At 69.4% G+C, this 19,268-nt stretch carries 21 protein-coding genes; 15 read left to right on the forward strand and 6 right to left on the reverse strand.

The window, feature by feature from the left end; all coding sequences use genetic code 11:
- The first annotated feature begins 357 nt into the window (after window positions 1-357).
- From VH569_RS29160 to VH569_RS29180, 5 genes are all read left to right on the forward strand, one after another.
- Window positions 358-1,302, forward strand: coding sequence for an SDR family NAD(P)-dependent oxidoreductase (locus VH569_RS29160; RefSeq protein WP_098737999.1), 945 nt, complete (start codon window positions 358-360; stop codon window positions 1,300-1,302).
- Between the two features lie 189 nt (window positions 1,303-1,491).
- Window positions 1,492-2,265 carry an HNH endonuclease gene (locus VH569_RS29165; protein WP_423320039.1) on the forward strand — a complete coding sequence of 258 codons (774 nt, stop codon included), beginning with the start codon at window positions 1,492-1,494 and terminating at the stop codon, window positions 2,263-2,265.
- A gap of 94 nt (window positions 2,266-2,359) precedes the next feature.
- Window positions 2,360-3,748, forward strand: coding sequence for an amidase (locus VH569_RS29170; RefSeq protein ID WP_423320041.1), 1,389 nt, complete (start codon window positions 2,360-2,362; stop codon window positions 3,746-3,748).
- Window positions 3,749-3,821: 73 nt separating this feature from the next.
- Window positions 3,822-4,796 (forward strand): DMT family transporter, encoded by a 975-nt coding sequence (locus tag VH569_RS29175; RefSeq protein WP_423320043.1) that lies wholly within the window; start codon window positions 3,822-3,824, stop codon window positions 4,794-4,796.
- Between the two features lie 78 nt (window positions 4,797-4,874).
- Window positions 4,875-6,671 (forward strand): ABC transporter ATP-binding protein/permease, encoded by a 1,797-nt coding sequence (locus VH569_RS29180; RefSeq protein WP_423320045.1) that lies wholly within the window; start codon window positions 4,875-4,877, stop codon window positions 6,669-6,671.
- Window positions 6,672-6,676: 5 nt separating this feature from the next.
- On the opposite strand, the gene VH569_RS29185 is transcribed toward VH569_RS29180, so the two are convergent.
- The 3 genes from VH569_RS29185 to gcvA form a co-directional block, all read right to left on the reverse strand.
- The gene (locus tag VH569_RS29185; protein WP_423320047.1) at window positions 6,677-7,039 is read right to left on the reverse strand and encodes a hypothetical protein; all 363 of its coding nucleotides are present in this window, start codon (window positions 7,037-7,039) and stop codon (window positions 6,677-6,679) included.
- Window positions 7,026-7,322 (reverse strand): toxin-antitoxin system TumE family protein, encoded by a 297-nt coding sequence (locus VH569_RS29190; protein WP_423320049.1) that lies wholly within the window; start codon window positions 7,320-7,322, stop codon window positions 7,026-7,028. Before VH569_RS29190 ends, VH569_RS29185 begins: the two co-directional genes overlap by 14 nt.
- Before the next feature lie 63 nt (window positions 7,323-7,385).
- On the reverse strand, window positions 7,386-8,282 hold the full coding sequence (gene gcvA / locus VH569_RS29195) for a transcriptional regulator GcvA (RefSeq protein ID WP_423320051.1): 897 nt from the start codon (window positions 8,280-8,282) through the stop codon (window positions 7,386-7,388).
- Window positions 8,283-8,409: 127 nt separating this feature from the next.
- On the opposite strand from gcvA, the gene VH569_RS29200 reads away from it, so the two are divergent.
- Entirely contained in the window at window positions 8,410-10,068 is a 1,659-nt protein-coding gene (locus VH569_RS29200) for a thiamine pyrophosphate-binding protein (RefSeq protein ID WP_423320053.1), read from the forward strand.
- A 79-nt stretch (window positions 10,069-10,147) separates the two neighbouring features.
- Window positions 10,148-11,641: an aldehyde dehydrogenase family protein gene (locus tag VH569_RS29205; RefSeq protein WP_423320055.1), complete on the forward strand. Its 1,494-nt coding sequence runs from the start codon at window positions 10,148-10,150 to the stop codon at window positions 11,639-11,641.
- A gap of 78 nt (window positions 11,642-11,719) precedes the next feature.
- Here VH569_RS29205 and VH569_RS29210 read toward each other — a convergent pair whose 3' ends face one another.
- The 3 genes from VH569_RS29210 to VH569_RS29220 all read right to left on the reverse strand — a co-directional run bounded on the left by VH569_RS29210 (window position 11,720) and on the right by VH569_RS29220 (window position 13,781).
- Window positions 11,720-12,553 (reverse strand): anti-sigma factor family protein, encoded by an 834-nt coding sequence (locus VH569_RS29210; RefSeq protein WP_423320057.1) that lies wholly within the window; start codon window positions 12,551-12,553, stop codon window positions 11,720-11,722.
- Window positions 12,550-13,023 (reverse strand): RNA polymerase sigma factor, encoded by a 474-nt coding sequence (locus VH569_RS29215; protein WP_423320059.1) that lies wholly within the window; start codon window positions 13,021-13,023, stop codon window positions 12,550-12,552. Before VH569_RS29215 ends, VH569_RS29210 begins: the two co-directional genes overlap by 4 nt.
- 209 nt (window positions 13,024-13,232) lie before the next feature.
- Complete coding sequence (locus tag VH569_RS29220; protein ID WP_423320061.1) at window positions 13,233-13,781, reverse strand: tetratricopeptide repeat protein; 549 nt, start codon at window positions 13,779-13,781, stop codon at window positions 13,233-13,235.
- A 204-nt stretch (window positions 13,782-13,985) separates the two neighbouring features.
- On the opposite strand from VH569_RS29220, the gene VH569_RS29225 reads away from it, so the two are divergent.
- The 8 genes from VH569_RS29225 (at window position 13,986) to VH569_RS29260 (ending at window position 19,250) form a co-directional block, all read left to right on the forward strand.
- Window positions 13,986-15,044 (forward strand): type III polyketide synthase, encoded by a 1,059-nt coding sequence (locus tag VH569_RS29225; protein WP_423320063.1) that lies wholly within the window; start codon window positions 13,986-13,988, stop codon window positions 15,042-15,044.
- 11 nt (window positions 15,045-15,055) lie between these two features.
- The gene (locus VH569_RS29230; RefSeq protein ID WP_423320065.1) at window positions 15,056-15,601 is read left to right on the forward strand and encodes an isoprenylcysteine carboxyl methyltransferase family protein; all 546 of its coding nucleotides are present in this window, start codon (window positions 15,056-15,058) and stop codon (window positions 15,599-15,601) included.
- Between the two features lie 238 nt (window positions 15,602-15,839).
- Window positions 15,840-17,303 (forward strand): F0F1 ATP synthase subunit beta, encoded by a 1,464-nt coding sequence (atpD, locus tag VH569_RS29235; protein ID WP_423320067.1) that lies wholly within the window; start codon window positions 15,840-15,842, stop codon window positions 17,301-17,303.
- A complete protein-coding gene (locus VH569_RS29240) occupies window positions 17,300-17,758 on the forward strand; it encodes a F0F1 ATP synthase subunit epsilon (protein ID WP_423320069.1) in 459 nt (152 codons plus the stop codon). The genes atpD and VH569_RS29240 overlap by 4 nt, the downstream gene beginning before the upstream one ends.
- Window positions 17,755-18,033 carry an AtpZ/AtpI family protein gene (locus tag VH569_RS29245; RefSeq protein WP_098738011.1) on the forward strand — a complete coding sequence of 93 codons (279 nt, stop codon included), beginning with the start codon at window positions 17,755-17,757 and terminating at the stop codon, window positions 18,031-18,033. The genes VH569_RS29240 and VH569_RS29245 overlap by 4 nt, the downstream gene beginning before the upstream one ends.
- Before the next feature lies 1 nt (window position 18,034).
- Window positions 18,035-18,334 (forward strand): ATP synthase subunit I, encoded by a 300-nt coding sequence (locus tag VH569_RS29250; protein WP_423320071.1) that lies wholly within the window; start codon window positions 18,035-18,037, stop codon window positions 18,332-18,334.
- Window positions 18,331-19,005: a F0F1 ATP synthase subunit A gene (locus VH569_RS29255; protein ID WP_423320073.1), complete on the forward strand. Its 675-nt coding sequence runs from the start codon at window positions 18,331-18,333 to the stop codon at window positions 19,003-19,005. The genes VH569_RS29250 and VH569_RS29255 overlap by 4 nt, the downstream gene beginning before the upstream one ends.
- A gap of 5 nt (window positions 19,006-19,010) precedes the next feature.
- Window positions 19,011-19,250, forward strand: a complete 240-nt coding sequence (locus tag VH569_RS29260) for a F0F1 ATP synthase subunit C (protein WP_012977203.1) — start codon at window positions 19,011-19,013, stop codon at window positions 19,248-19,250.
- The last annotated feature ends 18 nt before the right edge of the window (window positions 19,251-19,268 follow it).

A 19,268-nucleotide genomic window follows, 5' to 3' on the forward strand; every position in this document is an offset into this window, starting at 1 on the left:
GATCCGACCAGCCAACCGTTCGCACACAGCAGCATTTCTGCACCAGTGTGACCGACGTGACTCGCGTTCGAACCTCACAAGCTTGACCATGGTTATCCACAGAACCGTGGACAAGGTGGTGGATAACCCTGTTGAACCATCGGTCCCGCCTGTCTGGAAACTGTCATGGAGGAAGTGCGGCCGATTCGCCCCCGCCGTCGCCGGACGGACGACGCCGCTTCCCCTGTTGGAGACCCACCCTATCCCGAAGATGGTCTGGCAAACCGTCGGTTGTGTCCCGACTCTTGAAGGGGATTTCCGGCGACCCCGCTGCACTGCGGCAAAGCCGGTGCAACGAAGGAAGGGCTTGGACCGACCATGGCGCACTACCTCATCACCGGCGGCTGCGGTTTCATCGGCTCGCATCTGGCCGACCGGCTCCTGGCCGACGGGCATCGGGTGACGATCCTCGACAACCTGTCGAGCGGCAGGCTGGAGAACAAGCCAAGCGCCGCGAAGCTGGTGGTGGGCGACGTGGCCGATCCCGATGCGGTGCGCGAGGCGATGGCCGGCGATGCCGGTGAGGGGGTTGACGGCGTCTTCCACCTTGCCGCCGTGGCGTCGGTCCAGAAATCGCGGGAGCTGTGGGCAGAAACCCACCGCACCAACCTGCTGGGCACCGTCACCGTGTTCGAGGCGGCGCGCGATGCCAGGCGCGGCGGTCCGATCCCGGTGGTCTACGCCTCCTCCGCCGCCATCTATGGCGACAACAGCAACACCCCGCTGAATGAGGACGAGTTGCCGCGCCCGCTGTCCGCCTATGGCGTCGACAAGCTGGGGTGCGAGATGCACGCCCGCGTCGCCTGGGCGATCCAGGGGGTGCCGACGGTCGGCTTCCGCTTCTTCAACGTCTACGGCCCGCGCCAGGATCCGATGTCGCCCTATTCCGGCGTGATCTCCATCTTCGCCCGCCGGGTCGCCCGCGGCGAGGATGTGGAGATCCATGGCGACGGCCAGCAGGTCCGCGACTTCGTCTTCGTCGGCGACGTGGTGCGCATCCTGGCGCTGGCGATGGAGCGGCGCTTTGCCGGGGCGCAGGTCTACAACCTCTGCACCGGCCGCGCGACGTCGCTGGTGATGCTGCTGGAGGTGTTGCAGGAGCTGTGCGGCAGCAAGGTCCGCCGCCGTCACACCGAAGCGCGGGCCGGCGACATCCGCGTGTCGATCGGCGACCCGTCGCTGCTGCGCTCCACCTTCGACACCGTGTGCCAGGTCGGCCTGCTCCAGGGCCTGAGCGCCACCCTGACCGGCCGCATGCCTTGAGGTTGGATCCGATACCGGGGTATGAGGGGGCCGATCAGATCGGATCGCGTAAAATCGGACTCGATTTGAAGCGTGAATCCGATCGCCAAACATAAAGCTATAGCGTCGTGCCTTTAACATTAAACGCACGACGCTATAAACTTCGTCTCCCGCCCCGGGAGAGGACGCCGCCATCAGGATGAGCGAACCATGGCCCGCCGCCGATCCCTTCCCATCCGGGCGCTGCTGATCGTCCTCGCGATCCTCGCCGTCGTCGCGGTGGCCGAGCGGCTCCACATCATCCCGCCCGGCACCCTCGACCGTCTGCTGGGCGAGGAAACCCATCGCCCCCGCCAGCCGCGCAAGCAGGAGCCCGCCGAACCGCCACCGCCGGTCGTCGCCCGCCCCGCCGACCGGATCGACTATGCCGAGGTCGCCCGCCAGCTCGACGGCATCCGGGTGGAGCCCGAAACGCGCAAGGGCTATCAGCGCGAGGAATGGCCGCACTGGCTGGCACTCGACGGCGGCTGCCTGAATGCCCGCGAGAAGGTGCTGATCCGCGACTCCCGCCGCCCGGCGACGCTCGACGCCAAGGGCTGCGGCGTGAAGTCCGGCGACTGGCTCGATCCCTACACCGGCGAGCGCTACACCGACCCGCAGATGGTCGACATCGACCACCGCGTGCCGCTGGAGGAGGCCTATGCCAGCGGCGGCTATGACTGGAGCCGGGAGAAGCGCGCCGCTTACGCCAACGACACCAGCGATCCGCTGACCCTGCTGGTTTCAAGCCGCGAGGCCAACCGTGCCAAGGGCTCCAAGGGGCCGGAGGACTGGCTGCCGCCCAAGCGCGACGGCATCTGCCTCTATGTCGCCGACTGGGTCCTGGTGAAGGCGCGCTGGAGCCTGACCATGGATGAGCGGGAACGGGTGACCGTCGGCAACATCCTGAACGACTGCCGCGCCTCGGCCGGGCAGCAGCGCTGACGCAGCCCTGTCCTGCCCGGTACTTTGTTGGGCAAGCCACCGGTTTCGCGCTACCGTCCGCCCGGAATTCACGAGGCCGGACACGGGAAGACGCATGACCGGAGAAGACACCCCGCTGTGGCGGGAAGGCGCCGTCGCTCTCGCCGCGCGGCTGGCCCGGCGGGAGCTGTCGTCCCGCGAGGCGGTCGAGGCGCATCTGGACCGCATCGCCGCGGCCGAGCCGGCGCTGTCCGCCTTCCTGACCGTCGCCGCCGACGAGGCCCTCGCCCGCGCCGATGCGCTGGACGCCCTGCCGTCGCCCGCCGGGCCGCTGCATGGTGTGCCGGTCGCGGTGAAGGACCTGACCGACACCGCCGGCATCCGCACCACCTACGGCTCTGCGCTCTATGCCGACCATGTGCCGGCCGACAGCGACATCACGGTCGCCCGGATCGAGGCGGCCGGCGGCATCGTCATCGGCAAGACCAACACGCCGGAGTTCGGCTTCGGCGCCATTTGCAGGAACCGGCTGTACGGTCCGACCCGCAACCCGGCCGATCCGAACCTGACCTCCGGCGGGTCGAGCGGTGGATCGGCGGCAGCGGTCGCGGTCGGCATGGCGCCGCTGGCCCATGGCACCGACTATGGCGGGTCGGTGCGGATTCCGGCGAGCTTCTGCGGCATCACCTCCATCCGGCCGACGCCGGGACTGATCCCGGCGCCCGGCCGGGCTTTGGGCTGGGACACGCTGGCGACCCATGGCGTGCTGGCCCGCGACACGGCCGACTGCACGCTGCTGCTGTCGGCAATGGCCGGCAGCGATCTGCGCGACCCGACCTCCCTCTTCGGCGACCGGGATAACGGATCTGAAACGCGGCTGGGCGCCACCGCCGATTTCGGTGTCGCCACCGTGTCCCAGGCGGTGCGTGGGCGCTTCGCCGAGGCGGTCGACCGGCTGGAGCGGGTCGCCGGTCCGGTGATGCGCCGCCATCCCGACTGCGGCGACGCCATGGCGACCTTCCGCACGCTGCGTGCCGCCCAGACCCGCCATGCCTTCGGTCCGATGCTGGCCAAGCATGGCGAGGCGCTGACCGACACCATCCGCTGGAACATCGAGGCCGGGGCCGGCATCACCGCCGATGCCTATCTGGAGGCGCAGGCCGCCCGTACGGCGCTTTACCGCCGCTTCGTCGCGCTGTTCGGGGAGATCGACGTGCTGGCGGCCCCGGCCTGCGGCGTGCTGCCCTGGCCGAACGGGGATGGCGAGGTGACCGTCATCGACGGGCAGCCGGTGGGGTCGATTCTCGATTATCTCGGTGTCACGGCAATCGTCACGCTGATCGGTTTCCCGGTGCTGACGCTTCCGGTCGCCGGAGACGGGCTGCCCTTCGGCATCCAGTTGATCGCCCGGCCGGGAGAGGAACGGCGCCTGATCCGCCTGGGCCTGATGCTGGAGCGCGAGGCGGGCTTCGTTCACCGCTGGCCCGCCGGCTGGGCCGGTTGACGGAAATCGGGTGACAAGACGCCGCTCCCGACAGCCATTGCGGGCGGCTGACCCATAGGCTATGCACCCCCGCATGAGCGCCGACACCCTTCCCAATTCCGCCCTGCCCAGCCCTGTTCTGTCCCGGTCATCCGCCGCCACGCCATCGGTGGCGGAGGTGCGGCGTGCCACCGGCATCGGTTTCATCGCCATCCTGCTGTGGGCGACGGCGGCGCTGCTGACCTCGATGTCCAGCGCCATGCCGCCGCTGCAACTGGTGGCGGTCACCTTCGGGCTCGCCTTCCTGACCGGCAGCAGCGTCGCGGTTCTGCGCGGCCGCAGCGTGATCGGCGCCCTGCGCCAGCCGCTGCCCGTCTGGCTGGTCGGGGTCGGCGGACTGTTCGGCTATCACGCCTGCCTGTTCCTTGCCTTCCATCTGGCGCCATCGGCGGCGGTCGAGGTCAATCTCATCAATTATCTCTGGCCGCTCTGCATCGTCCTGTTCTCCGCCCTGCTGCCGGGGGAGCGGCTGAAGGCCGCCCATGTGGCCGGCGCGCTGTGCGGGCTGGCCGGCACCGCGCTGATCGTTTCCGGGAGAGGCGGCGGACTGCACCTGGACGCCGGCACTCTGGGAGGCAACCTGCCCGCCTATGGTGCGGCCCTGGCGGCAGCGCTGATCTGGGGGGCCTATTCGGTCCTGTCACGCCGCTTCGGCTCGGTCCCAACCGAGGCGGTCAGCGGTTTCTGCCTCGTCACCGCCCTGCTGGGCCTGACCGGACACCTGCTGTTCGAGGATGCCACCGTCTGGCCGCAGGAGGCGCTGGGCTGGCTGGTCCTGCTGGCCCTCGGCATCGGTCCGGACGGGCTGGCCTTCTTCGTCTGGGACCATGGAATGAAGCGCGGCGACATCCGGGCGCTGGGCGTGCTGTCCTATGCCGTGCCGCCGGCCTCCACCCTGCTGCTGATCCTGTTCGGGCAGGCGAGCGGCGGCTGGGCCGTCTGGGCCGCCTGCGCGCTGATCGCCGGCGGGGCGCTGATGGCGAGCTGGGATATGATCCGCGGCAAGTGACAGCGATTTCATGCCCCGGCCGCGGCAAAGGGTGGTAATCGGCAAGCATCGTCCCGACCGCTTGCGAGTGCCCAACCAATGCCCGCGCGTGCGTATTCCCCACCGTCCTCTTCCGGACGCCTGTCCGCCGCCCGCCAATTCCTGTCCGATGTCTGGCGGCTGACCAAGCCCTATTGGTCGTCGGAGGAGAAATGGGCGGCGCGCGGCCTGCTGGCGGCGATCGTCGTCCTCAATCTGGCGGCGGTGTTCATGGAGGTCTGGTTCACCCAGATCAACGCCGACATCTTTAACGCTTTGCAGGAGAAGGACGAGAACGGCTTCATCCAGGCCCTGCTGGTGTTCGGCGGGCTGGCGCTGGTCTTCATCGCGGTGGCGGTCTATCGCCTCTACCTGAACCAGATGCTGCAAATCCGCTGGCGCCGCTGGCTGACCGAGCGCTATCTCGGCGACTGGCTGGAGAACCAGACCTATTACCGCCTGCAATTCACCAACACCGGCACCGACAACCCCGACCAGCGCATCGCCGAGGATCTGCGCAGCTTCGTTCAGCTGACGCTGAGCCTGTCGCTGGGCTTCATGACCAATCTGGTCTCGCTGGTTTCCTTCCTCGCCATCCTGTGGAGCCTGTCCGGATCGGTCACCATCCCCTGGCTCGGCATCGACCTGCCCGGCTACATGGTGTGGGTGGCGCTGGTCTATGCCGTGGGCGGCACCTGGATCACACACAAGATCGGCAAGCCGCTGGCCCGGCTCAGCTTCGATCAGCAGCGGTACGAGGCCGACTTCCGCTTCTCCCTGGTCCGCCTGCGCGAGAATGCCGAGAGCGTCGCCCTGCAACAGGGCGAGGTGCAGGAGGCGCGCGGCTTCGGCGACCGTTTCGCCCGCGTTGTCGCCAACTGGTGGTCGCTGATGCGCACGCAGAAGCGGCTGGTCTGGTTCACCTCCGCCTATGGGCAGATCGCCATCATCTTCCCGCTGCTGGTCGCCGCCCCACGCTATTTCAGCGGCGCCCTGCCGCTGGGATCGCTGATGCAGACCTCGCAGGCCTTCGGGCAGGTGCAGGGGGCTATGTCCTGGTTCATCGACGCCTATGTGAACCTCGCCGACTGGCACGCCACCACCAGCCGTCTGACCGGCTTCCACCACGCTGTAGCGACCGTCCGCGCCGGTGCCCGCGACCATGCCGGGGTGGAGCGCACTGCGGCGGCAGACGGCGCCCTGACGCTGGACGGGCTGGCCCTGACCCTGCCGGACGGCGGCTCGCCGCTGGTCCGCGCCGACCTGACGGTGCAGCCGGGCGAGTCCCTTCTGATCACCGGCCCGTCTGGGTCGGGCAAGAGCACCCTGCTGCGCGCCATCGCCGGCATCTGGCCCTTCGGCCGCGGCCGGATCGCGCTGCCAGGCGGTGTTATGGCGGCTGGCAGCGCCACCTCGGCCAACGGCAGCATGGTCCTGCCGCAGAAGCCCTACCTGCCCATCGGATCCCTGCGCGCCGCCGTCACCTACCCCGCCACTCCCGACGCCTTCCCGGACGAGGCGGTGCGCGAGGTGCTGGACGCCGTCGGCATGGCCGGTTTCGCCGAACGTCTGGCGGAGGAGGACCACTGGTCGCAACGCCTGTCCGGCGGCGAGCAGCAGCGCATCGCCATCGCCCGTGCCCTTCTGCATAAGCCCGACTGGCTCTATCTCGACGAGGCGACCTCGGCCTGCGATCCAGAGACGGAGGAGCGGCTCTATGGCCTGCTGCGCGCGCGCCTTCCCGGCACGACGCTGGTCAGCATCGGCCACCGTCCCAGCCTCGCCGCTTTCCACGACCGGCGGATGACGGTCCGGCGCAACGGAGACGGGGTCGGAGAACTGGCGGCGGTGAGCTGAGAAAATCAGGCGGCGAAGCGGATGGTAGAGGCGATCTCATCATGAGGCATCGACAGGCTGCCATCCGGATGCCGTTCGATCAGACCCAACTCGGCCAGCGCCGCCACATCCTCGTGCACACGCTTGACGTCACGCTTCAGATCGCGCGCCAGTGCCCGTATCCCTTCCGCCGGCCGGCGTCGCAGATGGCGCAGCAACTCGTAACGTTTGGGTGTCAGCACGGCACAAAGCGCCTCCCAACCGTCGAAATACAGCCGGTCGGTGGGTTCGACCGCTTCGCCGGCTTCCGCAGCCTTCCACGCGGCGATCACGTCGGCGCCAGCCTGCGCCAGAGGATCTTCCGTGATGCGGATGTCATGCTTTGCCATGAGTCCTCCTCCACACTGCAACGGCATCCAAGAAATCCGCCACCAGTTGTTCAACGCTGTCGAAGCTATAGGATTCTTCGACATCGCCATAATGGCGATGGTCGCCTTTGCCGCGTTCGTTGTCGAAACCGACGACCCGTTGACCATCCACAATATAGACAAGCCGATATTTGAAACCGTGCGTCGTGGGAGGAACCGGTTCCGGCAAACGCCAGACCACCAACTCCGCGAAATCGCGATTCCCAAAGGCCACCCGGCGACGGATCAGAAGCGTTGCCTTCATGTTGGCATCCTACGCCATCACGCCTGTTGGCGTAAAGCGCCAACAACACTGGCCATTTCCGCGTCAAACCTCCCCCCGCGCCTCGGCCAGCAGCCATTGACGGAAGGCGGCGAAGGGCGGGTGGTTGGCCTTGCCGCGGGGGTGGACGAGGTAATAGGCCCGCGCGCTGCGGTGGGGCCGGTCGATGGCGGGGAGCAGGGTGCCGTCGTCAAGCTCGGCACGGACCAGCAAGGTCGGCAGCAGGGCGACGCCCAGCCCAGCCTCCGCCGCCTGGGCGGTGGTGGCGAACTGTTCGAACACCATGCCGGCACCGGGTCGCGGAGGCAGCCCCTGGGCCGACAGCCACTCGTTCCACGCATCGGCGCGCGTGCTCGTGTGCAGGAGCGGCAGGGACAACAGGTCCCCCGGCTCCGTCACCGGATGCGCCTTGAGAAAGGCAGGGGAGCAGACCGGCAGCACCTCCTCGTCCAGCAGATGGTCGCAGACGGCGTCGGGCCAGTCGCCGAAGCCGTAATGAATGGCTGCATCCAGATCGTGCAGACGGAAATCGAAAGGCGCCAGCTTGGTGGTGAAGTGGATCGTCACCTGCGGGTGCGCCGTCTGGAAGGCCGGCAGCCGCGGAACCAGCCAGCGCGTGCCGAAGGTCGGCAGGATGGCGAGGTTCAGCACGCCGCCCTTGGGTGCTGCGATGGTCCGCACCGTGGCCGCCGCGATCTGGCGCAGCGCGTCGCGGATCGGATCGGCATAGAGCGCCCCGGTCGGGGTCAGCGTCACCCGCTGGCCCTTGCGGATGAACAGGGCGGTGCCGATCTGGTCCTCCAGCGCCTTGATCTGCCGGCTGACCGCCCCTTGCGTCAGCGACAGTTCCGCCGCCGCCGCGGTGAAGCTGCCGGTGCGGGCCGCCGCCTCGAAGGCGGACAGCATGCTCATGGACGGGAGAAGGCGGCGTTGCAGATCCATGACGACCTCATTACCAAAGCTCATGATCTATGGAAAGAAAGTCGTTTGCGCCTTGGCGCGCGGCACGGCACGCTCGATATCCTGGAGATCCGGAAAATTCCCATAGTCAGGGCGGGGCGGGTTCGCGATGAAGACGGGTGGTCAGTTGATCGTCGAGGCGCTGGAGGCGCAGGGCGTGCGGCGGGTGTTCGGCGTGCCGGGCGAGAGCTATCTCGCCGTGCTGGACGCCCTGCACGACAGCCCGATCGAGATGGTCGTCGCCCGCCATGAAGGCGGTGCGGCGATGATGGCGGAGGCGCAGGCCAAGTTGACCGGCCGCCCCGGCGTCTGCCTCGTCACCCGCGGCCCCGGCGCCACCAATGCCGCCTCCGGCATCCATGTCGCCCAGCAGGACGAAACCCCGCTGGTCGTGCTGGTCGGCCAGATCGAGCGCGGCATGCGTGGCCGCGACGCCTTCCAGGAGGTCGATTACGGCAAGCTGTTCGGCGGCATGTGCAAATGGGTCGCCGAGATCGACAGCGCCGACCGCGTGCCGGAGATGATTTCCCGCGCCTTCCACACCGCGATGGCCGGCCGCCCCGGCCCGGTCGTGCTGGCTCTGCCGGAAGACACGCTGACGGAAACTGCGGACGTGCCCGTCGCCCCACGCGCGGAGACGGTCGATGGGGCTCCCACGCCGGCGCAGGTGGCGTCCTTCGGCGCCCTGCTGGCCAAGGCGGAACGGCCGCTGCTGGTCGTCGGCGGTTCCCGCTGGACCGAGGAGTCGGTCGCCGAACTTCAGCGTTTCGCGGAACGGCTGGCCCTGCCGGTCGCCGTGACCTTCCGCCGCCAGATGCTGTTCGACCATTGCCACCCGCTTTATGCCGGCGACATCGGGCTGGGCATCAATCCAAAGCTTTCGGCGCTGGTCAAGGACAGCGACCTGCTGGTCCTGCTGGGCGACCGCTTCTCCGAAGTGCCGTCGCAGAGCTACGACCTGCTGGGCACTCCCAATCCGGGCAAGGCGGTGGTCCACATCCACCCCGGCGCCGAGGAGATCGGACGCGTCTATCGCCCGACGCTGGGCATGGTCGCCACGCCGGCCGCCTTCCTGGAGGCGATGGCGGAGCTCGGCGTGACGGCCAAGTCCGGCTGGGCCGCCCGCGCCGAAGCGGCCCATGCCGCTTATGATGCCTGGAGCACCCCGCCCGACGCCATCCCCGGCGACGTTCAGATGGGCCGCATCATGGCCTGGCTGGACGAGCGGCTGGAGCATGACGCCATCTTCACCAACGGCGCCGGCAACTACGCCACCTGGATCCATCGTTTCCACCGCTTCCGCCGCTTCGGCACCCAGGCGGCGCCGGTCTGCGGCTCGATGGGCTACGGCCTGCCGGCCGCCATCGCCGCCAAGCTTCAGCATCGCACCCGCGATGTCCTGTGCTTCGCTGGCGACGGCTGCTTCCAGATGACGGGGATCGAGTTCGGCACCGCCGTGCAGGAGGGCGCCGCCGTGATCGTGCTGGTCGTCGACAACGGCATGTACGGCACCATCCGCATGCATCAGGAACGCGAGTATCCCGGCCGCGTGTCCGGCACCCGACTGCAGAATCCCGATTTCGCCGCCTTCGCCCGCGCCTATGGCGGACATGGCGAGACGGTGGAGACCACCGAGCAGTTCGCTCCGGCCTTCGAACGCGCCCGCGCGTCCGGCCTGCCGGCGATCATCCACATCAAGCTCGACCCCGAGGCCCTGACCCCCAGCCGGACGCTTTCCGAGATCCGTGCCGCCGGGAAGGGAAAGTGATCTGAGCGAATATCTCCCTCTCCCGGCATGGGACAGGGAACATCATATGCCTCGCTTTTTGACCCAAGGAGCCACCCCGGTGCAGCACAGCGACATCCTCTCCCGTTTCGGCCTGACCTCCAGCGGAGCCGGGCTCACCGCCCGTTCGCCGGTCGACGGCGCCAAGCTCGCCACGGTGGCGGAGACCGCGCCGTCGCAGGTTTCGGACATCGTCGCCAACGCCGCCCGCGCCTTCGAGGCGTGGCGCTCGGTGCCGGCCCCGCGCCGCGGCGAGCTGGTCCGCCTGCTGGGCGAGGAACTGCGCGCCGCCAAGGAGGATCTGGGCCGTCTGGTTTCGCTGGAAGCCGGCAAGATCTACCAGGAAGGCCTGGGCGAAGTGCAGGAGATGATCGACATCTGCGACTTCGCCGTCGGCCTGTCGCGCCAGCTCTACGGCCTGACCATCGCGTCGGAGCGTCCGGGCCATACGATGCGCGAGACCTGGCACCCGGCCGGCCCCTGCCTCGTCATCTCCGCCTTCAACTTCCCGGTGGCGGTGTGGTCGTGGAACGCCGCGCTGGCCCTGGTCTGCGGCGACCCGGTCGTGTGGAAGCCGTCGGAAAAGACCCCGCTGACCGCCGCCGCCTGCCAGGTGATCTTCGAGCGCGCCGTCGCCCGCTTCGGCGATGCTCCGGCCAACCTGTCGCAGGTCGTCCAGGGCGGCCGTGAGATCGGCGAGGCGCTGGTCGCCCATCCCGGCTTCCCCATCGTCTCGGCCACCGGCTCCACCCGCATGGGCCGCGAAGTCTCCAAGGTGGTGGCGGAGCGCTTCGGCCGCTCGATCCTGGAGCTGGGCGGCAACAACGCCATGATCGTGGCGCCGTCGGCCGACCTCGACATGGCGCTGCGCGCCATCCTATTCTCCGCCGTCGGCACCTGCGGCCAGCGCTGCACCACGCTGCGCCGCCTGATCGTCCACCGCTCGGTCAAGGACCAGCTGCTGCCGCGCCTGAAGGCGGCCTACGCCTCCGTGTCGATCGGCAGCCCGCTGGAGAGCGGCGTGCTGATGGGTCCGCTGGTCGATGCCGACGCCTTCAAGGCGATGCAGCGCGCGCTGGAGGCCGCCAAGGCCGAGGGCGGCACGGTGGCCGGCGGCGAGCGCACGCTGACCGACCGCTTCCCCAACGCCTACTACGTCACCCCCGCCATCGTCGAGATGCCGGCCCAGACCGAGGTGGTCCGGCACGAGACCTTCGCGCCGATCCTCTATGTCCTGACCTACGACACGCTGGAGGAGGCCATCGCGCTTCAGAACGCCGTGCCGCAGGGCCTGTCCTCCTGCATCTTCTCCACCGACCTGCGTGAGACGGAGCGCTTCCTGTCGGCCGCCGGTTCCGACTGCGGCATCGCCAACGTCAACATCGGTCCCAGCGGTGCGGAGATCGGCGGCGCCTTCGGCGGCGAGAAGGAGACCGGCGGCGGCCGCGAATCCGGTTCCGACTCGTGGAAGGCCTACATGCGCCGCCAGACCGCGACGGTGAACTACTCCTCCGCGCTGCCGCTCGCCCAGGGCATCAAGTTCGAGATCGGCTGAGGGCTCATGGGCTGAGGCTTTTCCGGCCGGGACGGAGCCGCCATTGGCGAGCCCCTCCCGGCCGGATCGGCACGCGTATCAGATCGCCAGCCGCCCCCGGACCGCTTCGGCCTTGGCCGTCAGGTCCTGGGGCGGCAGCCGACCGATCAGCAGGGCGGCATGGTCCGGCCCGTTCCAATAGGCGATGGACAGCCCACCGCGCATTTCCTGCTCCACCCCGCGCACGGTGCCGGGACGGCGCAGGATGCAAAGCGCCAGCGGGCCGCTGCGCGGATCGAGATAGGTGATCTGGGCCAACGGCATGTCGTCGTAGGACAGAATTTGCGCCCGGCGGAATTCCGCTCCGGCGACCTCCACCGCCTCCGGCGTCAGGGACAGGTTGAGCGGCCGGTTCAGGGCAGCGAGCTGTGCCGACTGGGCGTCATGGCCGGGCGTGGCCCCGCCCAGCGTTTCCCGCGTGTACAACCCCATATATTGCGCGACCACACCATGCCAGTGGTGCTCCCGGTCCGGCCCGCCGTCATCGTCGGCCAACTCGTCGCCGTCGCCGGTTCCGAACAGCCGGACCAGAAGCCGGTCGCCCAGCACGCCCGCCGCCACCGACGCGGCGATGGCGCCGAACAGTCGGCGGCGTGTCAGCGGAACGACCGCGTTGGCAGCAACCGGCGGCGCGGTCATCCCGTCGAGCATGCGTTGCAGATCCGCCGCCGGGACGGCGTCCAACAGGGGCTGGAATGCCTCGCCATAGGGCAGGCTGGCACGGGAAAGATGCTCCACCCTCGCGGCGACCGCCGGATCGCGTTCGATCAGGTCGAGCAGGCGGGCGCGACGCTCCTCCTCCAGTTCGCCGTCGATGAAGGCGGTCAGTTCCTCGTCGGAGGGCATCGCGGATTCGTCGTTCTCTCCGGTCATTTTACCGCTCCGTCGCTCATCCTGTCCGCCAGCTTTGCCCGCGCCGCCGCCAGACGGCTCATCACCGTTCCGACCGGCACGTCGAGAACCGCAGCGACCTCGCGGTAGGTCAGTCCCTCCACATAGGCGAGGAACACCGCCGCCCGCTGCGCTTCCGGCAGATCGCCGACCAGCCTCATCACTTGGCCTGCCAGAACCTTCGCCTCGGTCTCGCGCGCGCCGTCGACTTCCAGGCTCGTCTCCGCCTCAACGGTTCCCTGGCCGAAACGGACCCGCCGCGCCCGGACCTCGTTCAGCCAGAGCGAATTCAGGATGGCGAACAGCCAATGGTCGATGCGGGAGCCGGGCTGGAACTGGCCGTGCCGCTCCAATGCCCGCAGGCAGGTCTGCTGCACCAGATCGTCCGCCCAGTCGCGCTGCCGCGACAGGACGAAGCCATAGCGCCAAAGGCGCGGCAAGGTGACGGACAAGCCGTGCCTGACTTCCGCTTCGCTTGCGATCTCACCGCTCCCTCGCATGGCATCCGGGCCGATCCGGTCCTTTCGGCACTGTACCGGCCGCGACCAACCATATGCCTCACGACCGCTCTCGACGATAGCCATCATCCGCCTTTCCGGTGACCGAACAAAGCGGCGGGAACGCCCCCGCACGGGGAGGGAAAGCGCCCCCGCCGGTGGCGTCAGCCCCTGGCCGGCGCGGCGATGGCCTCTTCCAGGTCGCGATACTCCTCGCATCCGGTGCCGCAGATCGAACGGATCGCCGCCAGCTGCTCCCGAGCCAGATCGGAGCGCCCCTTGAGCATGTAGGCTTCCCCGAGATATTCCCGGACCTTGGCGTAGGAGGGGTCGGCCGCCACCGACTTCAGGTAATAGCCGATGCCCTCGTCGACGCGGCCCAGCTTGCGGGTGGCATAGCCGCGGTAATTCAACACGACCGGGCTTTCCTGATTGCGCGCCGTCGCGAGAATGTCCAACGCCTCCTGATAGCGCTCCGCCTTCGCCAGCGAATAGGCGTAGTCGGCGATGTTGTCGTCGGTGAGGTTGGCGCCGCTCTGCTTCACGCATTGCTTCGTCTTCTTGTCATAGACCTCCCCCGGCTTGCAGGTCGGGGTGGTGTCGTCGCCCATGGCACGGGCGGAGACGGGGGCCAGCAGGCCGGTGCCGAGAACGGCGGCGCACAGCAGGCCGGCCAGGACGCTGCTTCCAGCCTTGGCGTAAACGCTCTTCATGACTTCTCCTGGAATTCGGGGGGACGGTTCGCCGTATTGCGGCGCTGGCGGACAACACGCCACCCCCGGCGGCTATTCGGTCGCAGATAAGTTTTTTCGGGCCCGCGGCAGCAGCGAATAGACGGCCCCACCGGCGTGTTCCCCACCCGCCGCACCGCCAGCATCCCGCTTGCGACCGCGATGTCCTGAATGGAGCCGCCCCCCGTGTTCCCACCCGTGGCTTTGCTTGGCTTGGGCCTCGGCCTGCCGCCCCATGTCCTATCCCAGGAGGAGGCCGCCCTCCTCACCACCCGCATCTTCGGCGACCGGCTGGCCGGCTTCCCCCAGTTCGAGCGGGTTTTCACCAACACCGGCATCGCCCGGCGGCACTGCGCCCGTCCGGCCGACTGGTACGCCACCCCCCATGGCTGGAGCGACCGCATGGGCGCCTACCGGCAGGCGGCGGAGGCCCTGTTCGTCCAGGCTGCGAACGCGGCCCTGGCGGATGCCGGCGTCGCTCCGGCGGAGGTCGATTGCGTGGTCGTCTCCTCCTCCTCCGGCTTCGCGGTGCCGAGCCTGGAAGCGCAGCTCGCCGAGGCCATGGGCTTCCGGCCCGACATCGAGCGGCTGCCGCTGTTCGGGCTCGGCTGTGCCGGCGGCGTCGCGGGGCTGGCGACCGCCGCGCGGCTGGCGGCGCCCCCCGGCCGCACCGTGCTGTTCGTGACCATGGAGCTGTGCAGCCTTGCCTTCCGGCAGGATGACGGCAGCCGCGCCAATCTGGTGGCGACCGCCCTGTTCGGCGACGGTGCCGCCGCCTGCGTGCTGCGCGGCGGTGCGGAAGAGCGCGCCTTCGCTGTCATCGACGGTGCCGGCCAGCATCTGTTCCCGCGGTCGCGGGACATCATGGGCTGGCGCATCGACGATGGCGGTTTCGGCATCGTACTGTCGGCAGCGTTGCCGCAATTCCTGCAAGCCCATCTCCGCCCCGCCCTTGCCCGGCTGCTCGCCCAGTGCGGTGCGGAGGAGGAGCGGATCGGCCGCTTCATCTGCCATCCCGGCGGCACCCGCGTGCTGGCGGCCCTGGAAGAGGTGCTGCGGCTGGAGACCGGCAGCCTCGACCATGAACGGGCGGTGCTGGCCGATCACGGCAACATGTCCGCCCCCACGGTGCTGTTCGTGCTGGACCGGGCACGCCGGGCGGGGTTGCCGGACCGGGCGGCGCTTCTGGCGCTCGGCCCCGGCTTTGCCGCCAACCTGATCACGATGCGGCGGGGTCCGCAATGACGGCGCAGACCATGACAGCTCCGATCATCGTCATGCTGCTGGTGACGGCGCAGCGCCTCAGCGAACTGGTCATCGACCGGCGCAACCGCGCGGCGCTGCTGGCCGAAGGTGCGCAGGAGCATGGGCGCGGCCATTACCCGTGGATGGTGCTGCTGCATGTCGGGTGGCTGACCGGCCTCTGGGATGCCGCACTGGGAGGCCCGCTGCGGACTCCGGGACCGACGGGCATCTTAGCCGTCGAGCCGGCTTGGCTGGCGGTCCTCCTCGCCATGCAGACGATCCGCCTCTGGGTGCAGGCGACGCTGGGGCGGCGCTGGACCACCCGGATCGTCGTGCTCGACGGAGTGCCGCCGGTCCGCACCGGCCCCTACCGTTTCACCAACCATCCCAACTATCTGGCGGTCGCGGTGGAGATCGCCGCTCTTCCGCTCGCCTTCGGCATGGCCGGCTACGCCCTTCTCTTCTCCCTCCTCAACGCGGCGATGCTCGCCGTGCGAATCCGGGCGGAGGACCGGGCGCTCGGTCGGAGACAGGAGGCCGCTCTCCGCGCCGGCTAAGACAATTTGTGGGCACAGGGTTTGATTTGACGCAATGCCGCAACGCGGCGAAGGGGTCTATCCTTGGGTCTGGTGGTCGATCTGGTTGACGCGTTGCCCTCCACCCCGACGGCGCCGCTTCCCGGCGCCCCTTCCCCCGCCCAACGGGGGAAGGCCGGGTGGGGCTTCTTTCCGCAACGTCGCCGTCGCCCGCTCCATCTTGCACGGTTCCCATCCTGCCCAACCGGCCGGAGTGACCATGTCCGTTCAGTCTTCCGCCGAAACACCATCCGCCGACCGTTCGTCCACCCCGGATCCACAGCGGGAACCGGGACAGGTGGTCGCCGTCCGTGGTTCCGTCATCGACCTGCGCTTTCCCGAAGCGGCCCTGCCGCCGCTGTTCGAGGCGGTGGAGATCCTGTGGGACGGTCCGGAGCGGCTGGTGGCGGAAATCCAAAGCCATCTGGACGCCCGGACCGCCCGCGCCATTGCCCTCCAGGGCACCTCCGGCCTGCGGCGCGGCACGCCGGCACGCCCCACCGGCGGCCCGCTGACCGCCCCGGTGGGCAAGGCGGTGCTCGGCCGTCTGCTCGATGTGATGGGGCTTGCGCGCGACGACGGGCCGGAATTGCCGCCCGGCACGCCGCGCTCGCCAATCCACCGTCCGCCGCCGCCGCTGGCCCGCCGCAGTCCGCGCCGCGACCTGATGGAGACCGGTATCAAGGTGATCGACCTGCTGGCCCCGATGGCCCGCGGCGGCAAGGCGGCGATGTTCGGCGGCGCCGGGGTCGGCAAGACCGTGCTGGTGATGGAGCTGATCCGCAAGATGGTGGAGCGCCACACCGGCATCTCCGTCTTCGCCGGCATCGGCGAACGGTCCCGCGAGGGGCAGGAGCTTTGGGAGGAGATGAAGCGGTCCGGCGTGCTGGGCCGCACCGCGCTCGTCTTCGGCCAGATGAACGAACCGCCGGGCGCGCGCTGGCGCGTCGGCCTGACCGCCCTGACCATCGCCGAGCATTTCCGCGACGAGGAAATGCTGGACGTGCTGTTGCTGATGGACAATGTCTTCCGCTTCGTCCAAGCCGGGGCGGAGGTGTCGGGCCTGCTGGGCCGCCTGCCGTCCCGCGTCGGCTACCAGCCCACGCTGGCCAGCGAGATCGCCGAGCTGGAGGAGCGCGTCGCCTCCACCCCCGGCGCCGTGGTGACGGCGATCCAGGCGGTCTATGTCCCGGCCGACGATTTCAGCGATCCGGCGGTGGCGGAGCTGTTCAGCCATCTCGACAGCTCCGTCGTGCTGTCGCGCGCCATGGCGGCGGAAGGGCTCTATCCGGCGGTCGACCCGCTCGGCTCCACCTCCAGCCTGCTCGACCCGCTGGTGGTGGGCGAGGCGCATTACCGGCTGGCGGAGGAGGTGCGCAAGACCATCGCCCACTACCGCGAATTGCAGGACGTCATCGCCCTGCTGGGAATGGAGGAGCTGAGCGCCGCCGACCGTCTGGCCGTGCGCCGCGCCCGCCGTTTGCAGCGCTTCCTGACCCAGCCCTTCCTGGTGACGGAGGCCTTCACCGGCCATGGCGGCGTCAGCGTGCCGCTGGAGGAAACGCTGAAGGGATGCCGCGCCATCCTCGACGGCCAGTGCGACGACTGGGCCGAGAGCGCCTTCTTCATGACCGGCACCCTGGACCAGATCCGCGAGCGCGACCGCGCCGGGAGGGGGGCATGAACGACCTTTCCCTCATCGTCACAACCCCGACCGCCGTCGCCGCAAAACTCACCGGCATCCGCCACCTGCGGGCGGAGGACGCCAGCGGCGCTTTCGGCATCTGGCCCGGCCATGCCGATCTGCTGACCGCCCTCGCCATCTCCGTCATCAGCTGGCGCACCGCCGACGGCCGGGAAGGCCATTGCGCCGTGCGCGGTGGAGTGCTGACCATCCGCGGCGGCGCGCAGGTCGCGGTGGCAACGCGCGAGGCGGTGCCGGGCGACGACCTGCGTGCGCTGGAACGCGACGTGCTCGCCCGCTTCCGCCGCACTGTGGAGGAGGAGGGGGAAGCCCGCTCCGGCGCCCGTCGCATGCATCTGGCGGCGGTCCGCCACATCCTGGCCTATCTGCGGCCGGACCGGCGCCCCACGGGTCCATTCGCACCCACCGCGGACGGCGGGGAGGACAGACCATGACCGACGACAAGGATCCGCTTCCCGGCAGCGTCCGCCGCCACCGTGAACGGCGAGAGCACTGGCAGCGCGAGGGCGAACGGCCGATGGGCCGCAACCTCGCCCTGATCGGGGCGCTCGGCTGGCTGGTGATCGTCCCGACCCTGGCCGGGCTGTTCGCCGGACGCTGGCTCGACGAGCGGGCGGGCGGCGGGATCTTCTGGACGGCGGCGCTGCTGGTCGCGGGCGTTGCGCTCGGCGGCTGGCTCGCCTGGAACCGCATCGAACAGGAACGCTGACATGACGCCCCCCTTCCTTCTCCCCATCCTTGCCGGGGCCCTGGCCGGCCTGACGCTCGGCACCCTGTTCTTCCGCGGGCTGGCGGCGACGGCGCGGCTCTATGTGGTAGGCGGGGTGCGGCGGGCGATGCCGCTCTATCTGCTGCGGCTGGCCGGGGCCACCGCCGGCTTCACCATCGCCGCGGTCTGGGGCGGGGCGGAAGCGCTGTTGGCGATGCTGGCCGGCTTCCAGCTGGCGCGCAGCGTCGTGGTCCGGCGCGAGCGGCGGATGCAGGAGGGGCCGCAGGAGAGGACGCCATGACCGAGTCCCCGCTGACGACGCCGGTCGTCTTCCTGCTGGGCCCGGTCCCGGTGACGCCGCCGGTCGTCGTCACCTGGGGACTGATGGCGGCGATGGCGCTGGGTTCCGCCCTCGCGACCCGGCGGCTGCGGGTGGAGCGGCCCGGCCCGGTGCAGACCGTGCTGGAGCTGGTGGTGGAGACCCTGCGCCGGCAGATCGCCGAGACGATGCAGACCGACGCCACCCCCTTCCTGCCGCTGCTGGGCACGCTGTTCCTCTATCTGGCGGTCGCCAACCTGTCGGGACTGGTACCGGGGCTGAAGGCACCGACCGCCTTCCTGGAGACGGCGGCGGCGCTGGCGCTGATCGTGCTGCTGGCGTCGCAGGCGCTTGGCATCCGCCGGCGCGGCCTGTGGAACTATCTGAAGGGCTTCGCCCACCCCACCCCGATTCTGCTGCCGCTGAACCTGCTGTCGGAGCTGACGCGCGCCTTCTCGCTGTCGATCCGGCTGTTCGGCAACGTGATGAGCGGGGAGTTCGTCATCGCCATCGTGCTGTCGCTGGCCGGGCTGTTCGTGCCGGTGCCGCTGATGGCGCTGGAGCTGCTGCTGGGCCTCGTCCAGGCGTACATCTTCACCATTCTCGCCGCGGTCTTCATCGGCGGCGCTGTCGGAACCATCGAGAAGGGGTAGCAACCATGGACGTCCATGCCATCAGCATCCTGGGTGCGGCACTGGCGGTGTCGGTCGGGGCCATCGGCCCGGCGCTGGCCGAGGGCCGCGCCGTCGCCGCCGCGATGGAGGCCATCGCCCGCCAGCCGGAGGCCGCCAACACCCTGTCGCGCACCCTGTTCGTCGGTCTGGCGATGATCGAGACGATGGCGATCTACTGCCTCGTCGTCGCGCTTCTTCTGCTGTTCGCCAATCCGTTCGCCTGAGTGCTGCAACCCTTGAGG

Source organism: Azospirillum sp. 11R-A, from assembly GCF_049472615.1.
Taxonomy (GTDB): Bacteria; Pseudomonadota; Alphaproteobacteria; order Azospirillales; family Azospirillaceae; genus Azospirillum; species Azospirillum palustre.

What these genes read in the sequence shown, in the direction of transcription:
- VH569_RS29250 (WP_423320071.1), top strand. Translation starts at nt 18,035, where the DNA reads ATGACGCCCCCCTTCCTTCTCCCCATCCTTGCCGGGGCCCTGGCCGGC.
- VH569_RS29240 (WP_423320069.1), top strand. Translation starts at nt 17,300, where the DNA reads ATGAACGACCTTTCCCTCATCGTCACAACCCCGACCGCCGTCGCCGCA.
- VH569_RS29175 (WP_423320043.1), top strand. Translation starts at nt 3,822, where the DNA reads ATGAGCGCCGACACCCTTCCCAATTCCGCCCTGCCCAGCCCTGTTCTG.
- VH569_RS29170 (WP_423320041.1), top strand. Translation starts at nt 2,360, where the DNA reads ATGACCGGAGAAGACACCCCGCTGTGGCGGGAAGGCGCCGTCGCTCTC.
- VH569_RS29245 (WP_098738011.1), top strand. Translation starts at nt 17,755, where the DNA reads ATGACCGACGACAAGGATCCGCTTCCCGGCAGCGTCCGCCGCCACCGT.
- VH569_RS29165 (WP_423320039.1), top strand. Translation starts at nt 1,492, where the DNA reads ATGGCCCGCCGCCGATCCCTTCCCATCCGGGCGCTGCTGATCGTCCTC.
- VH569_RS29185 (WP_423320047.1), bottom strand. Translation starts at nt 7,039, where the DNA reads ATGGCAAAGCATGACATCCGCATCACGGAAGATCCTCTGGCGCAGGCT.
- VH569_RS29160 (WP_098737999.1), top strand. Translation starts at nt 358, where the DNA reads ATGGCGCACTACCTCATCACCGGCGGCTGCGGTTTCATCGGCTCGCAT.
- VH569_RS29210 (WP_423320057.1), bottom strand. Translation starts at nt 12,553, where the DNA reads ATGACCGGAGAGAACGACGAATCCGCGATGCCCTCCGACGAGGAACTG.
- gcvA (WP_423320051.1), bottom strand. Translation starts at nt 8,282, where the DNA reads ATGGATCTGCAACGCCGCCTTCTCCCGTCCATGAGCATGCTGTCCGCC.
- VH569_RS29260 (WP_012977203.1), top strand. Translation starts at nt 19,011, where the DNA reads ATGGACGTCCATGCCATCAGCATCCTGGGTGCGGCACTGGCGGTGTCG.
- VH569_RS29180 (WP_423320045.1), top strand. Translation starts at nt 4,875, where the DNA reads ATGCCCGCGCGTGCGTATTCCCCACCGTCCTCTTCCGGACGCCTGTCC.
- VH569_RS29230 (WP_423320065.1), top strand. Translation starts at nt 15,056, where the DNA reads ATGACAGCTCCGATCATCGTCATGCTGCTGGTGACGGCGCAGCGCCTC.
- VH569_RS29220 (WP_423320061.1), bottom strand. Translation starts at nt 13,781, where the DNA reads ATGAAGAGCGTTTACGCCAAGGCTGGAAGCAGCGTCCTGGCCGGCCTG.
- VH569_RS29200 (WP_423320053.1), top strand. Translation starts at nt 8,410, where the DNA reads ATGAAGACGGGTGGTCAGTTGATCGTCGAGGCGCTGGAGGCGCAGGGC.
- VH569_RS29255 (WP_423320073.1), top strand. Translation starts at nt 18,331, where the DNA reads ATGACCGAGTCCCCGCTGACGACGCCGGTCGTCTTCCTGCTGGGCCCG.
- VH569_RS29190 (WP_423320049.1), bottom strand. Translation starts at nt 7,322, where the DNA reads ATGAAGGCAACGCTTCTGATCCGTCGCCGGGTGGCCTTTGGGAATCGC.
- atpD (WP_423320067.1), top strand. Translation starts at nt 15,840, where the DNA reads ATGTCCGTTCAGTCTTCCGCCGAAACACCATCCGCCGACCGTTCGTCC.